Genomic DNA, 19,057 nt, shown 5'->3' on the forward strand with positions numbered 1-19,057 from the left:
AAAAAAGATACGCCCCGCAGATGTGCGGGGCGTTTTGCGATTTCAATGCCGGTCTTATGCGGCTTCTTCTGACGGTTCCGGATCGTTCTTGCTGCCTTTGACCCATTCGCGCAGGCTCTGCATCACAGCGTAAAGGACCGGTACTAGAATGACCCCGAACAGAGTGGCTGCCAGCATGCCGCCGAACACGGCAACGCCGATGGCCTTCTGGCTGGCAGCTCCGGCCCCGTTCGCGGCCAGCAGGGGAACCACGCCCAAAAGGAAGGACAGGGCGGTCATCATCACAGCGCGGAAACGCTGATATGCGGCTTCGGCCGCGGCCTCCTTGATTGACAGCCCCTTGGCCCTTTGCTCCATCGCGAATTCGACGATCAGAATCCCGTTCTTTGACGCAAGCCCGACAAGCATGATCATTCCGATCTGCGTGTAGAGGTTGATGTCGCTGCCAACGATCGCCACCGCTGCGACGGCACCGAACAAGGCCACGGTCACCGACATTAGGATCGAAACGGGCATCGTCCAACTTTCATATTGGCCGACAAGGAACAGGTACCCAAACAAGATCGCCAACCCAAGGATCACCACGACCAGACCGCCCGAGGCCAGCTGCTGCTGCGCCGTTCCGGTCCATTCATAGGCATAGCCGGGGGGCAAGGCAGTCGCCGACTCCTCGGTCATGACATTGATGGCGTCCCCGGTCGAGAGCCCCGGTGCCGGAACCGCTGTCACAGTGGCCGAGCGGAACAGGTTATGCCGCTTTAGCAGGACCGGACCCAGCACGTTCTCGATATCGATCAGCGTGCCAAGCGGTACCATCTCACCTTTGGTGGAACGTACATAAAGCTCTGAGATATCATCGACCTTATTCCGGTATGACCCTTCGGCCTGGATCATTACGCGATAGACACGACCAAACAGGTTGAAGTCATTCACGTAATACGAGCCAAGCTGCGCCTGCATGGTCTGGAAAATCTCGGCCACCGAGACTTGCAGGGTTTTGGCCTTTTCCCGATCCAGATCGACAAACAATTGCGGCACGTTCGCGCGGAAGGTGGTGTAGGCCTGCGCGATCTCAGGACGCTGGTTTGCGGCATAGACATACGACCCAACGGCCGAGGCCAGATCCTGCGGCGAGCCGCCACCGGTCTGCTGCACTTCCATTTCAACCCCTGCAGACATACCAAGGCCCTGAATGGGTGGCGGGTTGAACGCAACAATCGATGCGGCAGACTCACCATATGCAATCGCCAGAACCTGGTTCAGGATCGCATCCGCACTGAGCTCGGGTTCCTGCCGCTCTTCCCAGTTGGTCAGGTTGACAAAGATGGCTGCGCCATTGGTAGTGGTCCCGTTCAACAGCGAGAACCCATTGACCAGAACGGTACTGGATACGCCGGAGATCTGTTGAATCTGTTCATCGATCCGCGCAGAAACCGCCTCGGTCCGTTCAAGCGTCGCCGCATCGGGAAGCTGGATATCGACGAACAGATATCCGTTGTCTTCCAGCGGAATGAACCCTTTGGACGTGTTGCCCATAATGGTCCCAGTACCCGCTGCGAATGCTGCAATGATCCCCAGCGAAATGACCGGCAGGATCAGTAGCTTTCGCACGATGGCGACATAGCCGCTGCGCATTCCGCCGATAAATTTCTCGAACACGGCCAGCAACCCTTTGGGCGGCCCCGAGCGCGCCTGTAGCACAAGCCCGCACAAGGCCGGTGAAAGGGTCAAGGCGTTGATCGACGAGATTACCACAGCAGTCGAGATCGTTACCGCAAACTGGGAATACAATCGTCCGGATATGCCGGGCATGAAAGTCACCGGCACGAAGACGGCCAGTAGCACCAGCGTGGTCGCGATCACGGGCCCGGTGATCTGGCCCATGGCCTTGCGGGTTGCCTCGGCAGGGGGCAGACCTTCATCGGCGATTATACGTTCGACGTTTTCCACCACGACGATGGCGTCATCTACAACGATCCCGATGGCCAGCACCAATGCGAACAGCGAGATCGTGTTCAGCGACATGCCAAAGGCCAGCAGGAAGGCAAATGTCCCGATCAATGAGACCGGAATTGCCACCGCCGGAATGATCGTCGCCCGCCAACTGCCAAGGAAGATGAACACAACTGTGATCACCAATATGAATGTCAGGATGAGGGTCGAGACCACGTCATTGAGCGACTGTTCCACGAAATCCGTCGTATTGAATGGAACATCGTATTCGACATCCGTGGGAAAGGACCGTGACAGGCGCTCAAGTTCGGCCTCAACACGTTCGGACACCGCAAGGGCGTTTGCGCCGGGGGCCTGATAGATGCCGATAACGGTCGCAGGAACGCTTTCGAAATAGCCCGAGGCGGAATAGAACTGCGCCCCTAGCTCGACGCGCGCAATGTCTTTGACGCGCACAATCGCACCGGCTTCGCCTGTACGGATTACAATATCTCCGAATTCATCGGCCGAGGTCAGGCGGCCTTTGGTCTTGATCGTATACTGAAAGGTCTGCCCTTCAGGTACAGGCGGTGACCCGATTGAGCCCGCAGAGACCTCGATATTCTGTTCGCGGATGGCATTGATCACATCACCCGGAGTGATTGACAGCGCGGCCATCTTGTCCGGGTCCATCCAGATCCGCATGGCGTATTCCAGATTGGTCAAAACATCCGCTTTACCCACGCCCTGAACCCGCGCCAGAGCGTCTTTCAAGTTGATTGAGGCATAGTTCGACAGGAACACACTGTCATATGTGCCATTGGGCGAGGTCAGCGTGACCAGCAACAACATGTTGGTTGACGCTTTTTGCGTGACAACACCGGATGAAGTCACTTCGGACGGCAGCGATGCCATCGCCTGTGCCACACGGTTCTGCACGTTGACCGAGGCGATATCGGGGTCGGTGCCCACCTCGAACGTAACGTTCAACGAATACGAGCCGTTATCCGATGAGGTCGACGTCATGTAGATCATATCGTCCACACCGTTGACCTGCGCCTCGATCGGGGCGGCCACGGTGTTTTCCACGGTTTCGGCATTTGCACCTGTATAGGTGGCCGTTACGCTGACCACCGGCGGCGTGATATCGGGAAACTGCGCAACCGGCAGAACCAGATAACCGATCCCGCCCAAAATGGTCAGGACCAGCGAAATGACAAGCGCCAGCTTGGGCCGGCTGATAAACAGGGCTGAGAACATCAGTTATTCTCCGGCTGCTCGGACGCAACGACTGCATCAACGGCGACGCCGGGGCGCACGCGTTGCAGGCCTTCGACGATGACGCTTTCGCCTTCGCGCAGGCCATCTGTGACGATAATCGCCGAATCCACGGTATCTCCGGTTGTGATGTAGCGTTGTTCAACCATCTGCTTGTCATTGACGACCAGAACGAATTCGCCGCGCTGATCACGCTGCAGCGCTGCTTGAGGGATCAATACCTGCAGCGTCGGCTCAAGCGCTTCGATCTGAACGTTTACGAAGGCACCATCAACGAGCAGACGCTTGGCATTGTCGAATTGAGCTGTGATCGTAATGGCTCCGGTCAGCGGATCAATGCGGTTGTCGACAAAAATGATTTCGCCGGTTTCATCCAGCTCAGTACCGTTCGGCAGAGTCACATGAACATTCGGGCTTTGGCTGCTTTCAGCTAGCGTGGCCGGGTCTTCACCAAATTGTTCAAGAACCGACGTGAACTGCTTCTCATTCAACGAAAAATTCACATAGATGGGGGCTTCGCTGACCAGGGTGACAAGCGGCGGATTGTTGGGGCCCACAACATCACCGACACTGGTTTCCACGCGGCCGATGCGGCCCGAAAACGGGGCGTGGATCTGTGTGTAGCTGAGATCAAGCTCGGCCTGTTGGATCGCTGCATTGGCGGCTTTGACCTCGGCCTCGGCGACCAGTTCATTGGCTCGGGCAATGTCACGTTCTGATTCCGGTGTAGCGTCGCGCTTGTACAGCTCTTCCTTGCGGGCGAGATCGACTTTGGCCAGTTCAAGGTTTGCCTGCGCCCGATCCAGATCGGCTTTACGCGCCTCAAGCGTGGCTTCGTAAAGATCCGGTTCGATCGTAAACAGCAGGTCATCCTCATTCACCGGAGAGCCATCGTCGACGTTCTGGCTGTCCAGGAAACCACTGACGCGCGCGATAATATCGACCTTGTCGATTGCCTCGGCCCGTCCAATGAAGGTGGCCTGATCGGTGATCTCTTCGGTATAAGCTGCGGCGATCGACACCTTGGGCGCAGGGGCATCGCCCTGATCCTGCGCGACCGCTATCTGGGGCAGGCTGGAACATGCAAACAAAGCGGCAGAAACGCCGAGTGCCCTGAAATAGCCGCGTGGGCCGAGTGCTGGCTTCTTAAATGCAAGGGACATGTTGGCGCCTCGTTCAAAGTAAAGATTGCACAACCGGGCAACAGAAACCCCGGATGAGTCGATTGATTTTATAGGCAGGATGGCGGGTTTGACGCAGTTTCTCAAGCGTGTTGAGGTAGTGCGTTGGCAAGAATCGACCCGAAATTTCTTTCCAATCTGCAGACTTAGCCTGCATCCGCAGGCGTTTATCTGCCCGATGACAATTGGGGCGGGCGAATTTTCTCTGCCAAAAACCAGCAGCGGAGAGGCTTCAGGGCTCCGCTGCGGCATTCATAAATCGAATTTTGTTGTTATTCACGCGTTCCCGCAAACCGATTCTGCCAGTCTTCGCGCTGTTCGTCCGTGATTTTGGCAAACAGCACGTCGGGAACCGAAAATTCATGGCCAGCGGGCAGGGCGCGCAGCGCGGCATCGATATCTTCGGGCCAGCTGGTATAGAGTGTGTTCATCGCACTAAGCATTTTTGCAGACGCATCGGGAATGAACGGCGCGCTCAGAACTGCATAGAGGCGGATCAGGTTCAGCCCCAGCCGCACCTGCGCCGCAGCCTGCGCAGGATCTTCCTTAAAGGTAGACCATGGTGCGGCAGCCTGCAGATACTCGTTGCCAGCGACCCAGATCGCTCGCAGCTCTTGCGCGGATTTGCGCACTTCCATCGCTTCCATGTGGCCTTCGTAGGCACGTACTCGGCTAGTAAGCTCAGCAATCAGGGTCTGTTCACGTTCGCCATACGCACCATCTTCGGGCACTGCTTCACCGAATCTCGAGCGGCAGAACTTAGTGATCCGGCTGACAAAGTTACCCAGAACATCCGCAAGATCTTTGTTCACCGACTGCTGGAAGTTCTCCCATGTGAACTCGCTGTCGCTGCTTTCTGGCGCATGGCTCAACAGCCACCAGCGCCAGTAATCGGCGGGCAGAATGTCCAGCGCCTGATCCATAAACACGCCACGACCCTGCGAGGTCGAGAACTGGCCACCGTCATAGTTCAGGTAGTTGAATGATTTCAGGTGGTCGACCATCTTCCAGGGCTCGCCCGATCCCAGAATGGTGGCCGGGAAAGACAGGGTGTGGAAGGGCACATTGTCCTTGCCCATGAACTGAACGTAACGCACATCTTCTGCGCCTTTGTCGGTGCGCCACCAACGTTCCCAATCGGCATCAGACTTACCATTGGCGTCGGCCCATTCCTTGGCGCAGGCGATGTATTCAATGGGGGCATCGAACCAGACATAGAAGACTTTGCCTTCCATGCCGGGCCAATCTTGATCACCTTTCTTGACTGGTACACCCCAATCCAGATCGCGGGTAATGCCGCGATCCTGCAGGCCGTCGCCATCATGTAGCCATTTCTTGGCGATCGAGGTTGTCAGGATCGGCCAGTCTGTCTTGCTGTCAATCCACGCGTCCAACTGATCTTTCATTGCGGATTGACGCAAATACAGGTGCTTGGTCTCACGCACCTCAAGATCGGTCGAGCCGCTGATCGCGCTGCGGGGCTCGATCAGGTCGGTCGGGTCTAGCTGCTTGGTACAATTTTCGCACTGGTCGCCGCGCGCGCGCTCGTAACCGCAATTGGGGCAAGTGCCTTCGATATAGCGGTCGGGCAGAAAACGGCCATCGGCGTTGGAATAAACCTGCTTTTCGCTGACTTCCCGGATCAGCCCGGCTTCATCCAGTTTGCCAGCGAAATGCTGGGTCAGTTTACGGTTCTGATCGCTGGACGAGCGGCCAAAGTGATCAAAGCTCAGGCCAAAGCGCTTGGCGATATCGGCCTGTACTGCGTACATGTCAGCGCAATATTCAGCCACAGGTTTGCCCGCTTTGGCGGCGGCCAGCTCGGCCGGGGTGCCGTGCTCGTCGGTTGCACACAGGAACATGACCTCATTGCCCCGGCCGCGCTGATAGCGAGCGTACAGATCGGCAGGCAATTGCGAGCCGATCAGGTTGCCGAGATGTTTGATCCCGTTGATGTAAGGGATCGCCGAGGTGATGAGAATTCGGGCCATAATGCGCTTCCACGTATCTGTCTGCGCGCCCGTCTACCTTATGTGGCCAGTAAGCAAAAGCCCGCATTCATACCCGCTTGAATTTAACGGGTATTACTACGCGACTTCGTGCATTCCCGGGAGTTTGTGTCGCGTTCGTCAGCGATTTCGCCCCGTGCGTACCAATGGTGTATGATGATCAGGAGAACCCAGCTTAGGGGGAATTTCATTATGCAGAGTTTATGGATGGGCTGCTGTGCCGCCGTTGCAGCTATTGTATTTACCGCCAGCGCCATCGCCGACCAGAGCGCCACAGATGATCCGGTGCATGCTTTTGACCACGCTATGCTCTCGATCTTTCACCGAGGCCAGGATGCGCTGACGGCTGAAACCCGGCCCGTCATGATTATCGCACGTGATGTCACAGTCATGACCGAAGACGGAGAGGCGAGCTATCCAAGGGATGCGCCAACCTATCAACATCTGAAGTCCACGTCGCATGTTGTGTTGGGATTGATCGGGGCGGTGACTCCATGGCCTGATGATAATACCGATGATGAGCGCTGGAAGGCGGAGTTTGCAATTATCATCAATGAGATAGATGTATTTCTTGCGACATTGGGCGAACTGGGCATGACCGAGGGCGACTTGGCGAGCCAGCGCAAAATGCTCGAAACAGCCCGGGCATTTGCTCAAGGTGCACTCGACAAGGATCAGATCACACGTGAAGCGGTTTCGCAGGTGATCAACGACATGCGGCCCATCTGGGCAGAGAATATGGAGAAATCTGCACGTGCGGAGTTGAACGCACTTCATACCGCCGTGTCCGATGCACGCGCAGCCATAAGCGAAGAGGAGTGGGCCAAGATGTATGTGGTGCATCACGGCGGCTCCAGCGTCAAAGACGTCAATGTCGTGCTACTGTACCTACAGCGCGTGATGCCGGAAAAGGTTGCTGCCGGGCAGGTTCTGTTCGCTGAGAACGCACACGGGAACGACGCGTTGGCTGGATACGCCGGATACGTTCGAATGCAGAGGCATGTTGGTGCATGGGTGTTCGGAGACCCTGAACGGATGCGGGTTGACCTGCTGGGATATGAGGCGGGATCGATCCTGGATGAAATGATCCCGGCACCACCGCCAAAGCCCACCGATTAGAGAATTACTCCAGCAGGTGTGAACAGGTAATACGTTTCGCACGGGCGAAAGAAATTGAGCTTAATGTCATGGTTGCAGATTGTAACTGACATTTGGATGTAAATAACCTCAGGTTGAAACACAGAATCACAACCTCTTGAAATTGTAGCAATGACTTCCCATTTGTAGTGTATACAAAAGTATACAATAACGAGGGCAATCTGCTGATGTTCGACTTTTTACTAGAGGGCGCATTTGTGCCCTTTACCTTGGCGCTTGCGCTTTTGTTCGGTCTTCTGGGCCTTGAACTGATCGCATTGGTTTTCGGGGGAAGTCTTCTGGCAGGCGAGGGCGAGGTTGATTTGGACATGGTCGACGCGCCCGATCTGGACGTCGCCGACTTTGATCTGGATATCGACGCCGACATCGATCTGGGTGACTTGGAACTGGCCGAAATTGAAACCGATGTGCCTGCGGCTACGCCCGTCGGCCCGTTTGGCTGGTTGGGCATTGGCAAGATGCCATTCATGATCTGGCTCGTTGTGCTGCTGGCTGGTTTCGGCCTGAGTGGCATAGGCCTGCAACTGGCGCTGCGTGATCTGCTGGGCTTTGACTTACCTGCATGGTTGGCCGCGATTCCGGCCGGAGTATTCGGCCTATGGTTCGCACGTGGCTTTGGTGGTGTCTTCGCTCGCCTCCTGCCCAAAACCGAAACCGAAGCGATGTCGGAACGGATGCTGGCCCGCCGCCGTGGCGTGATCACTCAGGGTATCGCATCGCGAGGCCGTCCAGCCGAAGTCCGCGTCATGGATCGCTTTGGCAACACGCACTACCTGCGCGCAGAGCCGTTGCAGGACAAAGATTCGCTGGAGCAGGGAACAGAAGTCCTTGTTCTGCGTGATCGACGGCGCGACCGGTTCGTTCTGGTTCGCATGTCAGTTTAACCAAAAAATCTTAACCCCAATCCGGAGGATATTGCATGGAACTATCATTCCTGGCCATTACAGTTGTGACTATTTTAGCCGTACTCTTGTTCATAGGCCTTGTACTTGGCCGCCTTTATCGACGCGCCACGCGCGAGATCAGCCTGGTGAAAACCGGCGCGGGTGGCAAAAAGGTCATTATGGATGGCGGCGTCATCATCGTACCGTTGCTGCACGAAGTCAGCCCGGTCAACATGAAGACTCTGCGCCTTGAGGTGCAGCGCAGCGGTGAGGCCGCGCTTATCACCAAAGACCGGATGCGTGTCGACGTGGGTGTCGAATTCTACGTCTCGGTGATGGCGACTGAAGAGGGCATCGCGCGCGCCGCGCAAACGCTGGGTGATCGCACCTTTGACGTCGAGCAACTGCGTGAGATGATCGAAGGCAAGCTGATCGACGGTCTGCGTGCCGTGGCCGCTCAGATGACCATGGATGGTCTTCATGAAAACCGCGCCGACTTTGTGCAGGAAGTGCAGAATGCGGTGTCCGAAGACTTGCTGAAGAACGGTTTGTCGCTGGAATCCGTCTCGCTAACTGCGCTCGACCAGACGCCGTTTGAAGCGCTGGACGAGAACAACGCCTTTAACGCCGTGGGTATGCGCAAGCTGGCCGAGGTGATTGCCATATCCAAGAAAGAACGCGCGCAGATCGACGCCGAGGCCGAGGTTGAGGTGCGTCGTGCGGCGATGGAAGCGGAGCGTCAGAAGTTGCTGATCGAACAGGACGAACAGCAGGCGCGCATCGAGCAGGCGCAGAAGGTGGAAACTCTTCGTGTGGCGCAAGAGGCGGAGATCGCTGCGCGAACTGAAGACTCGGTACGCGAAACCGAACGCGCCCGGATTGCCCGTGAAGAGGCCATTCGTTCCGCCGAGATTGAGCGCGAGCGCAAGATCCGCGATGCCGAGATCGCCAAAGAGCGTGAGATCGAAGTGGCAGAACAGGAACGCCAGATCATCATCGCGCAGAAATCCGAAGAGGAAAGCCGCGCGCGCGCATCCGCCGATCTGGCTAGAGCCGAGGCGACCAAAGCAACCGAAGCTGTGGCTACGGCGCGCGAAGTGGCCGAGGCCGAGCGTCAGAAGCAGATTGTTCTGATTGAAGCCACCCGTGAGGCCGAACGTCAGGCCACCGCGATCCGTTTGTCAGCGCAGGCCGAGAAAGAGGCCGCCGCAGACCGCGCCGAAGCCCGCCGCGAGGAAGCGCAGGCCGAAGCAGACGCGCTGAACATTCGCGCCGAGGCCAAGAAAAACGACATGCTGGCCGAGGCGGAAGGTAAGCGTGCGATCGTAGAGGCGGACAATGCCCTGTCACCTGAGCAGATCCGGATGAAGGTCGACTTGACCCGCATTGAAACCATGCCCTCGATCATCTCGGAAATGGTCAAGCCGGCCGAAAAAATCGACTCGATCAAAATCCATCAGGTTGGTGGGATCGGAGCTGCCAATGGTGGTGGTGTTTCAAGCGGTGAAAAGCCGGTCGTCAATCAGGCGTTGGATTCGATCATGGGAATGGCCGTGCAGATGCCAGCGCTCAAGAAACTGGGCGAAGAGCTTGGCTTGTCCATGGAGAACGGCGTCGGGGGCGTAGTGAACGGTGCGCTTGAGAGCACCGGGGACCCAGATGAGGTGGTCGACGCGGTCGAGGACCACGGGCCAGCGGTCCAGCAGTAAAACAGAAGGGCCGGGATTTCCCGGCCCTTTTTCATTGCTTTTCGCGAGAACCCTTGAGCAGCCTGCCGATGGTAAAGGATGTGCGCGGTGCATAGACATAATTCGTCCGTTTCTCGGGCGTCGGGCGCGAACGCATACGGGCGAGGCCAAAGACAATAAGAAACAGATGACCCAATGCAACAAAAGCAAACAGGGCTCCGGGGCCGAATTGCTGGATCAACGTGGATGAGATGTAGGGCGAGGCAATCGCCCCCAATGCATACCAGAACATCAACGCTGCTGCCAATTCAACGCGTTGTTCGGTCGTGGCAAAATCATTTGCATGGGCCGAGGAAACCGAGAAAATCGGAAACGTGGTCAGGCCAAAGAACCCGGCGGCCAGCATAACGCCGACCGTTCCAGTTCCGCTAGCCAACATCGTGACACCGCAGCTTAGCACCGCTGCCACGGATAGCCAGATCAGCACCCAGCGTCGATCATACTTGTCTGCGAGCCAACCCAAGGGGTACTGGGCCAGTGCGCCGCCCAGAACGAAAGAGGCCAGAAAGAATGCAATCTGATCTACGCCCAGTCCGACCTCCTGACCGTATACCGGGCCGACCATGCGCAATGATGCCGAACTGAGCGCAGCCACGATAACGCCCGCCACAGCCAGTGGTGAGCTGTGCCAGGCCAGCTTGGGGCGCAGGCGCGGGGTGTCCGGTGTCTTGGGTTGGCTGGCGCGAGTTAGGGCCAGGGGCAAGATCGATGCACAGCATAGGATCGCAAGCAGGTTGTATGAAACGTAAGAGGCGGGTGGCAGAACAGCAATGATAAGCTGTGCACAAAGCGAGGCCCCCATATCGGCGATACGGTAGGTACCCATCGCGCGCCCACGGGTTTCGTTGGTGACCTTGGCGTTCAGCCAAGCCTCGATCACGGTGTAACAACCTGCGACACAGGTGCCCGACGCGATACGCAGCGCGGCCCAGACATAAGGGTTTTCAGTCAGCGTATGCCCCAGCAACCCCATCGCGCCCAAGGCGGTGCAGACCGCAAATGCGCGCGAGTGCCCGACACTGCCCATAAGCCGCGGAGCCCACCAGCAACCAACAAAGAACCCAATGAAGTGCGATGACCCCAGCAGACCGATCTGTTCGGTCGAAAAATCAAGCGTCAGCCCCGAGATTGCATCCAGCGGACCAACACCGCCCGTTGAGAGCTGCAGCAGAATGACCGAAAGAAAGAGGGCGGCAAATGAAATGATCGTACGCATGATAGGTGCAACTTGACCTTGTCGCCACGAAATGCGCGCGCCTAATCGACGCCCTGACGTCGTTTTTTGCCTTTTTGTGGTTAATCCTGCCGGATGATTTCGGCGTGGATGTCCAGGCCGATCGTGGGTTGTACAAGATCAGGATATCCAGACGCGCCAAACTCATTTCGATTGATCGCCCCCTCTAGCCGGATGGACAGGGTGTCCAAATCATCCACCGCGCTTCCCGGTCTCCGATACAGATTGGCGCTCAAAGTCACCGGACGCGTGATACCGCGCACTGTCAGAGCGCCGGTCACGGTTGCACCTTCCGAGATACGGCCAGTGGGTCCCAGCTGAATCTTAGTCGTGATGAAACGGATGGTGGGGTATTGGGCAGCGTTCAACACACTTTTTCCCAACATCGGACCTCGGGCAAATGGTAGGTTCGTCCGCGCCCGGGCCACGTCCAGCACGACATCGACCCGGCTGTTTTGCAAGCGATTGGTATCAATCAGAATTTGGGCCGACTGTACTGGCATCGTGCCCGTCTGAAGCGCGCCGGACAAATCATAGGTGAAGCCAACGGAACTGCGCGATGCTGCCAGCGCATATGGGGTGAGGGCGGCCATCGCTGCCCGTGCCATTGGTAACGCGCAAAGGCTTGCAATCAGGCTGCGTCGGGTAAGGTTCCTCATGCCATCGCCGTGCGACCGCGCGGGCGCGAGCGTTTCATGAGCATCAGCACGATTGCGATGTTCAGCCCGTTCCAAAGGATGCCATTGATGAAAGCAAGCTGATAACTGCCAGTCACGTCATAGATCCAGCCCGACATCCAACCACCCAGAGCCATGCCGAGGATAGTCATCATCATGACAAAACCCACGCGCGCACCGGCCTCTTGCGGGGGCATATATTCACGTACAATCAGCGCGTAGCTGGGGACGATACCACCCTGGGCCAGCCCGAATAGCATGCTGACGACATAAAGCGAAACCATCCCATCATAAGGGAGAAACAGGAACAGAGCGATACATTGCAGGACCGAGCCGATCAGCAGTGTTGAAAGCCCTCCCAACCGGTCCGCGACAAGCCCCGAGATGATGCGGCTAACCACGCCGCCCAACAGCATCAGAGACAGCATCTCGGCACCAACGGCCGGGCCATAGCCCAAGCCCACACAATAGGAGACAATATGGACCTGGGGCATCGACATGGCCACGCAGCAGCCGATACCAGCCAGCCCGAGGATGTACTGCAGGGCGCGGGGTGAAAAGCCGACGCTTTGTGCTTTGACCTGTGCTGCCGCTGCTGCCGTGCCATGCGCCTCGACGGGGACCTGTCTGCGCAAAAGCAGGGACAGAGGAATGACGGCGACCAGGGTGATGACGGCGAGACTCAGATAAACCTGCTGCCACCCGTCGCGCTGCAGAATGCCCGACAGCAGCGTGGGCCAGATCGCGCCCGACAGGTAGTTGCCACTGGCCACCAGTGCCACGGCAATCCCTCGCCTGCGCATGAACCAATGCGAGATATCGGCGATCAGCGGTCCAAATCCGATTGACGTGCCGAGCCCCAGCAGAAGATGCGCAACCGACAGCAGCGCAATATTCGGCGCAAGGGTTGCCAGCAGATAGCTTACCGCGCTCAGCACAGCGGCGCCGATCAACGCCATTGTCACGCCCAGTCGGTCCACCAGCTTGCCCAGCCACATGTTGCCGAAGGCAAAGCCGATCATGGCGAGCGTATAGGGCATCGACGCCGCGGCTCGGTCTGCGCCAAACTCGGCCTCGATGGCGGGCATGACGACGATCACAGCCCACATGCCCACATTGACCACGGTTGCGATGGCCAGGGTGATCAGCAGGCGAAGCCACGAATATCGGCTGTCATGGATCGGGTGTGTCATGCCGGCACGCTAGGGGGCAAGTCCGGTTTTGGCCAGTCACAAGTTATGTGATCATCGGGGCGTCTTCGGATTTGATCTGCTTTAACTGCAGTCCGCAATGAGGAGCAGCCCGCGTCACGTGCCAACTGGCCGGGGGCAGGGCGCGGGCGCGGCGGCGGGTCAGACACCAACTGCAGGCCTCGTCCCGATAGGTGGGCACCATATGCCAGCGCGTCTCAATCCCCTGTGCGCCACCATCGTCAGGCGTCAGCAATAGCCCCAGCGGAGCCTGTCCCGATATGCCGCCCTGTTCGGCAGCCAGATGCATCCGCCGGACCGGGGTCAGACCCGGCGGGCCGGGCAAATCGCCAATGACCAACGGGGCGGCACCGCTGCGCAAGGCTTCTTCCATGCACCACAACAGGTCTTCGGGTTTGTCAGGGCGGATCAGCAGAAACCGGGACGGATCGGCAAAAGGCAGCATGCCCTCGGGATGTAGCTGCGCCACCTCCCAAGCCGGGGCAATCCACATCACTGGCCCTTGAGTCTGCCCCGCTATCCACAGAGCAAAGCTACGCCGGGCAGGGCCGCAGGCTTCGTGTACACGGGCCAGTTGCAGACTGATCTGTGGGTGCAGGGCCACCCCGGGTGGGGTGCGCGCGGGCTTGCGGCCAAGAAGATTGGTGGACATGCTGATCAAATTAGCATGTTCTCATTTTGTTCTCAATTGGGGAATGCGGTCAACGCGACAGGATTAGACGCCCATCTGCGAACTGGATGTTCGAAAAGCGGTGCAGATACGCCATCCCTAGCAAGGATTGACCCAGATCGCCTTCATTGACCGAGGCCAGGATATCGCGATCGGTGATGGGGCCCAAAGACAGGCTGTCCAGCCGAATCGGCGCTGTACGCACAATGCCATTGGCCGTCGAGGCGCGGCCGAGATAGTTCAATTGATCCGTATCGATTCCAATTCGTTCGGCATCTTTCGGGCTGATGACGATATTGCTGGCCCCGGTATCGACCAGAAAGGTCACCGCTGTGCCATTCACCAGCATTGGTAAATAGTAGTGTCCATCATAAGAGCGGGGCACTTCAATCCGCTGATCGGTCACAGTCAGTTGCGGGGTCGGGCTGACGGTTGAACGGATGTCATCCCACAATCCGACAACGGCAATGACACCGATAAAGATAAACACCCAAGCCGCGACCTGCTGCATGGTTTTGCCCAAAGACTGACGGTTCTGAGTGATAAACCACATCAACAGGGCCGCACCCAGCAGAACCAGATAGGTCAAGCGCCCAATATCGTAGCCGTCCATTCAATCACCCGAAATCAGTTTTCTCATACCAATATGGTGTTTCACGAGGCGAAACCAAAGGCTTTGAGGCCATCAAGAATGAACTGAACCGACAGTGCAGCCAGCAGCATACCCAGCAGCCGTGTCAGCACGTTCAGCCCGGTCTTACCAAGAATACGGGCGATCATGCCTCCGGCCAGAAAGAACACAAATACAACCAACATGACGGCCAGCATAACAGCGCAGGCCGCTGCGATCCCAGGGACGCCCGGGTTTTGTCCGGCCAAAAGAATGATTGTTGCGATCGATCCGGGGCCCGCGATCAGGGGGATGGCCAAAGGGAACACCGAAGGGTCAGAATGATCTTCTTCCTCGGCGCGGTCCTCGCGGCGTTTGGTACGGCGGTCGAACAGCATGTCCAGCGCAGTCAGAAACAAAAGCGCGCCACCTGCAACGCGGAAGGCTTCCATCGAGATGCCGACGAATCCAAGAACCGCTTCACCAAAAGCGGCAAAGGCGATCAGGATGAAAACCGCGGTCAGGCAGCTGCGAATGGCAATCTTACGGCGTGTGGCCGCATCCATGTCCTGCGTCAAGGCAACGAAAATTGGCGTGGTTCCGAAAGGGTCGATCACCACAAACATCGTGGTGAAAGCCGTTATGAAAAAGGCCATGTCGATCATGCTGCGCTCTCTGCCTGTTCCAACCGTTCTGCGGCGGCGACCCATAGGGCTTCAGCCTTTTGCATGGCTTCGACCACCTCGGCGAATTTGCGGTTCCAGGTTTCCAGATCGTTGATCCGGTCATCTTCATAAAGCGCAGGATCCGCCAGCTTGGCAGAAAGCTTGTCGTGCATATTGGTCAGTTTCTCGACCCGGTCTTCGCATTTGCGCAGATCCGCACGCAGGGCCAATACGGTCTCGCGTGACGCACGTTTGGGTTTGGGCGCCTGTAGTTTATCTTTGACCGGTTTCTCGCGGGCCAGCAAAAGAGTGCGATAGGCCTCAAGATCGCCATCGAATGGCTTCACGGTGCCATCCGAGACCAGCCATAGCCGATCAGCGACAAGCGACAGTAGATGCATGTCGTGGCTGACAAAGATGACCGCGCCGGAATAGGCAGTCAGTGCCTCGACCAACGCTTCGCGGCTTTCGATGTCCAGATGGTTCGTCGGTTCGTCAAGGATCAGCATATGCGGCGCGTCGATGGTAGCGATCAGCAGCGACAAGCGCGCCTTTTGTCCGCCCGACAGGCGACCGACCAGCGTTTCCGCTTGATCCGCGTTCAATCCGAACCCCGCCAGACGCGAGCGCCACTTGCCGGGCGCCTCATTAGGGCGCAGGCGGCGCAAGTGATCCAATGGTGTTTCGTCCACATGCAGCTCATCTACCTGATGCTGCGCGAAATAGCCGATGCGCAGCTTGGAGCTTCGGGTCATTTTACCCGCCATCAGGGGTAGGCGGTCAGATAGCAGTTTCGAAAGGGTCGACTTGCCCTGACCATTCTTGCCTAGCAGAGCGATGCGATCATCCTGATCAATACGCAGGTTCAGTCGTCGCAGAACCTCGGTCTCACCATAACCGGTCACGCCTCCTTCAAGCTGAATGATCGGTGGCGACAGCTCTTCTGGCTCGGGGAATGAAAAGGCGCGCAAAGCCGCCTCTTGCGGAGTTGAAACCAGTTGGATGCGCTCGATCATCTTCAAACGAGACTGGGCCTGTACGGCCTTTGACGCCTTATAGCGGAAACGATCCACGAAACTTTGCAGATGTGCGATGCGGGCCTTGGCCTTGGCGTTTTCCGACTCTGCTTGTGCCAGACGTTCAGCGCGACGTTCGGCAAACTTGTCGTAGGGAACCGCGTAATAAGTCAGTTTGCGATCTTCGAGATGCAGAATTGATCCGACGGCGCGGTTCAACAACCCCCGGTCGTGGCTGATGATGATGACGGTGTGAGGGTATTTGGCCAGATAGCTTTCAAGCCACAACGCACCTTCAAGGTCCAGATAATTGGTCGGTTCGTCCAACAGCAACAGGTCAGGCTGCGAAAACAGTACGGCCGCCAGCGCTACCCTCATGCGCCATCCGCCCGAGAAATCCGAACAGGGTTTCAGCTGATCCTCATCGTCAAAGCCCAGTCCTTTGAGGATCGAGGCTGCCCGAGCCTCAGCCGACCAAGCATCAATATCAGCCAGCCGTGTCTGGATTTCAGCAATGCGGTTCGGATCTATTGCGCTATCTGCTTCGGCCATCAATGTGCTGCGTTCCACATCCGCGGCCAGAACCGTGTTGATCAGCGAGACATCCGAGGATGGCACTTCCTGCGCCACGCCCCCGATCCGCGCACGTTTGGGCAGGGATATATTGCCTGATTCCAGCGACAGCTCGCCCCGGATCAACCGAAAGAGCGTCGTCTTTCCGGTACCATTGCGCCCGACAAGGCCGACCTTGTGGCCATCGGGAATGGTCGCACTGGCCCCGTCGAACAGAGGACGCCCTTCAACGGCGTATGTGATGTTATCGATCCGTAACATGAGGCGCTCTTATCAGAGCATCCAAGACGCCGCCAGAGGTCACCATGTTCAAGCCAGAAGCAATGTGTTAGCGCTGTTCCGGTTCGTCTTCCAAACGGTTTCGATATGCGTGCGGCTCAATCTCCTCCGACCCTGATAACGCTGATCTTTGCAACGGCGCTCTCGGTTCTGACACTGAACATGTTCCTGCCGTCGCTGGCGCATATGAGCGAAGATTTCGGCGTGGATTATGGCCTGATGAACGTGGCCGTCGCAGGATACCTATTTGTCTCGGCGGTCTTGCAGTTGATCGTCGGGCCGCTGTCGGATCGCTACGGGCGAAGACCTGTCTTGTTGATTGCGATGGTCATATTTGTCGCCGCTTCAATTGGATGCGTCTTAGCCGAGTCAATCTGGGTTTTCCTTTCGTTTCGGATGATTCAGGCGGCGGTGGTGGCCGGGCCGGTGCTGTCGAGTGCTTCGATCCGCGACCGATATCCACCAAACGAGGCCGCGAGCAAGCTGGGCTATGTCGCAATGGCCATGGCACTGGCACCGATGCTTGGGCCAATGCTAGGTGGCGCGCTGGATATGCTTTTTGGTTGGCGGGCCGGGTTCGTGCTGTATTCGCTGCTTGGGGCAGGGGTGCTGTTGCTGCTTTGGGCTGACATGGGTGAAACCAACACCAACCGCTCGTCGACTTTCGCGGCGCAGATGCGGGAATACCCGCATTTGTTCCGCGCGCGTAGGTTCTGGGGTTACGCCTTATGCGCCGCGTTCTCCATCGGCGGTTTTTTTAGTTTTATCACCGGCGCGCCTCTGGTCGCCGCAGCCTGGTTCGATCTGAGCCCAGCAATGCTGGGTCTGGGCATCGGGATCATTACTGGCGGTTTTATGGTCGGCAACTTTGTTACAGGGCGCATCGCAAAGCGTACCCAGCTGACGACAATGATCTTGTTCGGTCGGGTCGTGGCCTCGGTTGGGCCATTTTGCGGGCTGCTGCTGTTCATCGGCAATATGGGCTCGGTCTGGGTGTTTTTTGGATCCGCCATCTGCGTTGGTTTCGGAAATGGTCTGACCAATGCAAATGCCTCGGCCGGGGTGATGTCGGTACGCCCGAAATTGGCTGGCAGCGCGGCCGGCTTATCAGGCGCTTTGATCGTGGCGCTGGGGGCGGTCTTGACCATGATGACCGGGACGTTCGTAAGCCCCGAAAACGGGCCTTATCTGGTGCTGAGCATGATGTGCGGCAGCAGCTTTGCTGGTCTTTTAGCAGTGCTCTATGTCCGTCGTTTGGATCGTACCGACCCACTGCCTGAGGCGATCTGAGCGATAAACGATCATAACGCTTTTCATGAGGCAAATACCATGTTAGGCGGCGCGCGATGGATTTCGGCGCGGGTGTCGCGCCCTAAAGTCAAGGAGAGGCCGACATGGCACTGGAACGCACATTCTCGATCATCAAACCCGATGCAACCCGCCGCAACCTGACTGGCAAGATCAATGCCAAGTTCGAAGAAGCTGGCCTGCGCATCGTCGCGCAAAAGCGCATCCACATGACCAAAGCCCAAGCTGGCAAGTTCTATGACGTGCACGCCGAGCGTCCGTTCTATGACGAACTGTGCGAATTCATGTCGTCGGCCCCTGTTGTTGTTCAGGTTCTGGAAGGCGAAGGTGCCATTGCAAAGAACCGCGAAGTCATGGGCGCAACCAACCCTGCAGACGCAGCACCTGGCACCATCCGCGCCGAGTTCGCTGAATCGGTCGGCGAAAACTCGGTCCACGGTTCGGACGCACCGGAAACTGCCGCGGTTGAGATCGCCTACTTCTTCTCGGGCATCGAACTGGTCGGCTAATCGGCCGTCAGATCCTAGCTTTGGGCCGCACCCCATATCGGGTGCGGCCTTTCTTATGAGGGCAGGGCTCAAGAGTGTTTGTCCGCATTGCTTTAGTCGACAGGAGCGAAATGCC

The 19,057-nt window shown here is 57.6% G+C and carries 15 protein-coding genes; 5 read left to right on the forward strand and 10 right to left on the reverse strand.

What is annotated here, in order from left to right; translation table 11 throughout:
• Nucleotides 1-54 precede the first annotated feature (54 nt).
• From ACR0AW_RS01080 to metG, 3 genes are all read right to left on the reverse strand, one after another.
• On the reverse strand, nt 55-3,192 hold the full coding sequence (locus ACR0AW_RS01080) for an efflux RND transporter permease subunit (protein ID WP_170731957.1): 3,138 nt from the start codon (nt 3,190-3,192) through the stop codon (nt 55-57).
• A complete protein-coding gene (locus ACR0AW_RS01085; RefSeq protein WP_170731959.1) occupies nt 3,192-4,373 on the reverse strand; it encodes an efflux RND transporter periplasmic adaptor subunit in 1,182 nt (393 codons plus the stop codon). The genes ACR0AW_RS01080 and ACR0AW_RS01085 overlap by 1 nt, the downstream gene beginning before the upstream one ends.
• A gap of 290 nt (nt 4,374-4,663) precedes the next feature.
• Complete coding sequence (metG, locus tag ACR0AW_RS01090) at nt 4,664-6,382, reverse strand: methionine--tRNA ligase (protein WP_170731960.1); 1,719 nt, start codon at nt 6,380-6,382, stop codon at nt 4,664-4,666.
• A 210-nt stretch (nt 6,383-6,592) separates the two neighbouring features.
• Here metG and ACR0AW_RS01095 point away from each other — a divergent pair, with 210 nt between their 5' ends.
• From ACR0AW_RS01095 to ACR0AW_RS01105, 3 genes are all read left to right on the forward strand, one after another.
• Nucleotides 6,593-7,519, forward strand: coding sequence for a hypothetical protein (locus ACR0AW_RS01095; RefSeq protein WP_170731961.1), 927 nt, complete (start codon nt 6,593-6,595; stop codon nt 7,517-7,519).
• A 167-nt stretch (nt 7,520-7,686) separates the two neighbouring features.
• Nucleotides 7,687-8,442, forward strand: a complete 756-nt coding sequence (locus ACR0AW_RS01100; protein ID WP_480776490.1) for an OB-fold-containig protein — start codon at nt 7,687-7,689, stop codon at nt 8,440-8,442.
• A gap of 35 nt (nt 8,443-8,477) precedes the next feature.
• Complete coding sequence (locus tag ACR0AW_RS01105) at nt 8,478-10,151, forward strand: flotillin domain-containing protein (RefSeq protein WP_170731963.1); 1,674 nt, start codon at nt 8,478-8,480, stop codon at nt 10,149-10,151.
• Nucleotides 10,152-10,182: 31 nt separating this feature from the next.
• On the opposite strand, the gene ACR0AW_RS01110 is transcribed toward ACR0AW_RS01105, so the two are convergent.
• The 7 genes from ACR0AW_RS01110 to ACR0AW_RS01140 form a co-directional block, all read right to left on the reverse strand.
• Nucleotides 10,183-11,406, reverse strand: coding sequence for an MFS transporter (locus ACR0AW_RS01110; protein ID WP_170731964.1), 1,224 nt, complete (start codon nt 11,404-11,406; stop codon nt 10,183-10,185).
• Between the two features lie 80 nt (nt 11,407-11,486).
• Entirely contained in the window at nt 11,487-12,083 is a 597-nt protein-coding gene (locus ACR0AW_RS01115) for a YceI family protein (protein ID WP_170731965.1), read from the reverse strand.
• Nucleotides 12,080-13,294, reverse strand: a complete 1,215-nt coding sequence (locus tag ACR0AW_RS01120) for an MFS transporter (RefSeq protein ID WP_170510795.1) — start codon at nt 13,292-13,294, stop codon at nt 12,080-12,082. Before ACR0AW_RS01120 ends, ACR0AW_RS01115 begins: the two co-directional genes overlap by 4 nt.
• 43 nt (nt 13,295-13,337) lie before the next feature.
• A complete protein-coding gene (locus ACR0AW_RS01125) occupies nt 13,338-13,964 on the reverse strand; it encodes a hypothetical protein (protein ID WP_170731966.1) in 627 nt (208 codons plus the stop codon).
• A gap of 49 nt (nt 13,965-14,013) precedes the next feature.
• Nucleotides 14,014-14,595, reverse strand: a complete 582-nt coding sequence (locus ACR0AW_RS01130; protein ID WP_170731967.1) for a TIGR02281 family clan AA aspartic protease — start codon at nt 14,593-14,595, stop codon at nt 14,014-14,016.
• A gap of 41 nt (nt 14,596-14,636) precedes the next feature.
• Entirely contained in the window at nt 14,637-15,257 is a 621-nt protein-coding gene (locus ACR0AW_RS01135) for a MarC family protein (RefSeq protein ID WP_170393323.1), read from the reverse strand.
• Complete coding sequence (locus ACR0AW_RS01140; protein WP_170731969.1) at nt 15,254-17,107, reverse strand: ABC-F family ATP-binding cassette domain-containing protein; 1,854 nt, start codon at nt 17,105-17,107, stop codon at nt 15,254-15,256. Before ACR0AW_RS01140 ends, ACR0AW_RS01135 begins: the two co-directional genes overlap by 4 nt.
• 105 nt (nt 17,108-17,212) lie before the next feature.
• On the opposite strand from ACR0AW_RS01140, the gene ACR0AW_RS01145 reads away from it, so the two are divergent.
• Complete coding sequence (locus tag ACR0AW_RS01145) at nt 17,213-18,415, forward strand: multidrug effflux MFS transporter (protein ID WP_170405251.1); 1,203 nt, start codon at nt 17,213-17,215, stop codon at nt 18,413-18,415.
• 104 nt (nt 18,416-18,519) lie between these two features.
• Complete coding sequence (gene ndk / locus ACR0AW_RS01150; protein WP_008757405.1) at nt 18,520-18,942, forward strand: nucleoside-diphosphate kinase; 423 nt, start codon at nt 18,520-18,522, stop codon at nt 18,940-18,942.
• The last annotated feature ends 115 nt before the right edge of the window (nt 18,943-19,057 follow it).

It is taken from the genome of Ruegeria sp. C5 (assembly GCF_056537605.1).

Coding starts and splice junctions, on each gene's coding strand:
- ACR0AW_RS01080 (WP_170731957.1), bottom strand. CDS start 3,192: ATGTTCTCAGCCCTGTTTATCAGCCGGCCCAAGCTGGCGCTTGTCATT.
- ACR0AW_RS01085 (WP_170731959.1), bottom strand. CDS start 4,373: ATGTCCCTTGCATTTAAGAAGCCAGCACTCGGCCCACGCGGCTATTTC.
- metG (WP_170731960.1), bottom strand. CDS start 6,382: ATGGCCCGAATTCTCATCACCTCGGCGATCCCTTACATCAACGGGATC.
- ACR0AW_RS01095 (WP_170731961.1), top strand. CDS start 6,593: ATGCAGAGTTTATGGATGGGCTGCTGTGCCGCCGTTGCAGCTATTGTA.
- ACR0AW_RS01105 (WP_170731963.1), top strand. CDS start 8,478: ATGGAACTATCATTCCTGGCCATTACAGTTGTGACTATTTTAGCCGTA.
- ACR0AW_RS01110 (WP_170731964.1), bottom strand. CDS start 11,406: ATGCGTACGATCATTTCATTTGCCGCCCTCTTTCTTTCGGTCATTCTG.
- ACR0AW_RS01115 (WP_170731965.1), bottom strand. CDS start 12,083: ATGAGGAACCTTACCCGACGCAGCCTGATTGCAAGCCTTTGCGCGTTA.
- ACR0AW_RS01120 (WP_170510795.1), bottom strand. CDS start 13,294: ATGACACACCCGATCCATGACAGCCGATATTCGTGGCTTCGCCTGCTG.
- ACR0AW_RS01125 (WP_170731966.1), bottom strand. CDS start 13,964: ATGTCCACCAATCTTCTTGGCCGCAAGCCCGCGCGCACCCCACCCGGG.
- ACR0AW_RS01130 (WP_170731967.1), bottom strand. CDS start 14,595: ATGGACGGCTACGATATTGGGCGCTTGACCTATCTGGTTCTGCTGGGT.
- ACR0AW_RS01135 (WP_170393323.1), bottom strand. CDS start 15,257: ATGATCGACATGGCCTTTTTCATAACGGCTTTCACCACGATGTTTGTG.
- ACR0AW_RS01140 (WP_170731969.1), bottom strand. CDS start 17,107: ATGTTACGGATCGATAACATCACATACGCCGTTGAAGGGCGTCCTCTG.
- ACR0AW_RS01145 (WP_170405251.1), top strand. CDS start 17,213: ATGCGTGCGGCTCAATCTCCTCCGACCCTGATAACGCTGATCTTTGCA.
- ndk (WP_008757405.1), top strand. CDS start 18,520: ATGGCACTGGAACGCACATTCTCGATCATCAAACCCGATGCAACCCGC.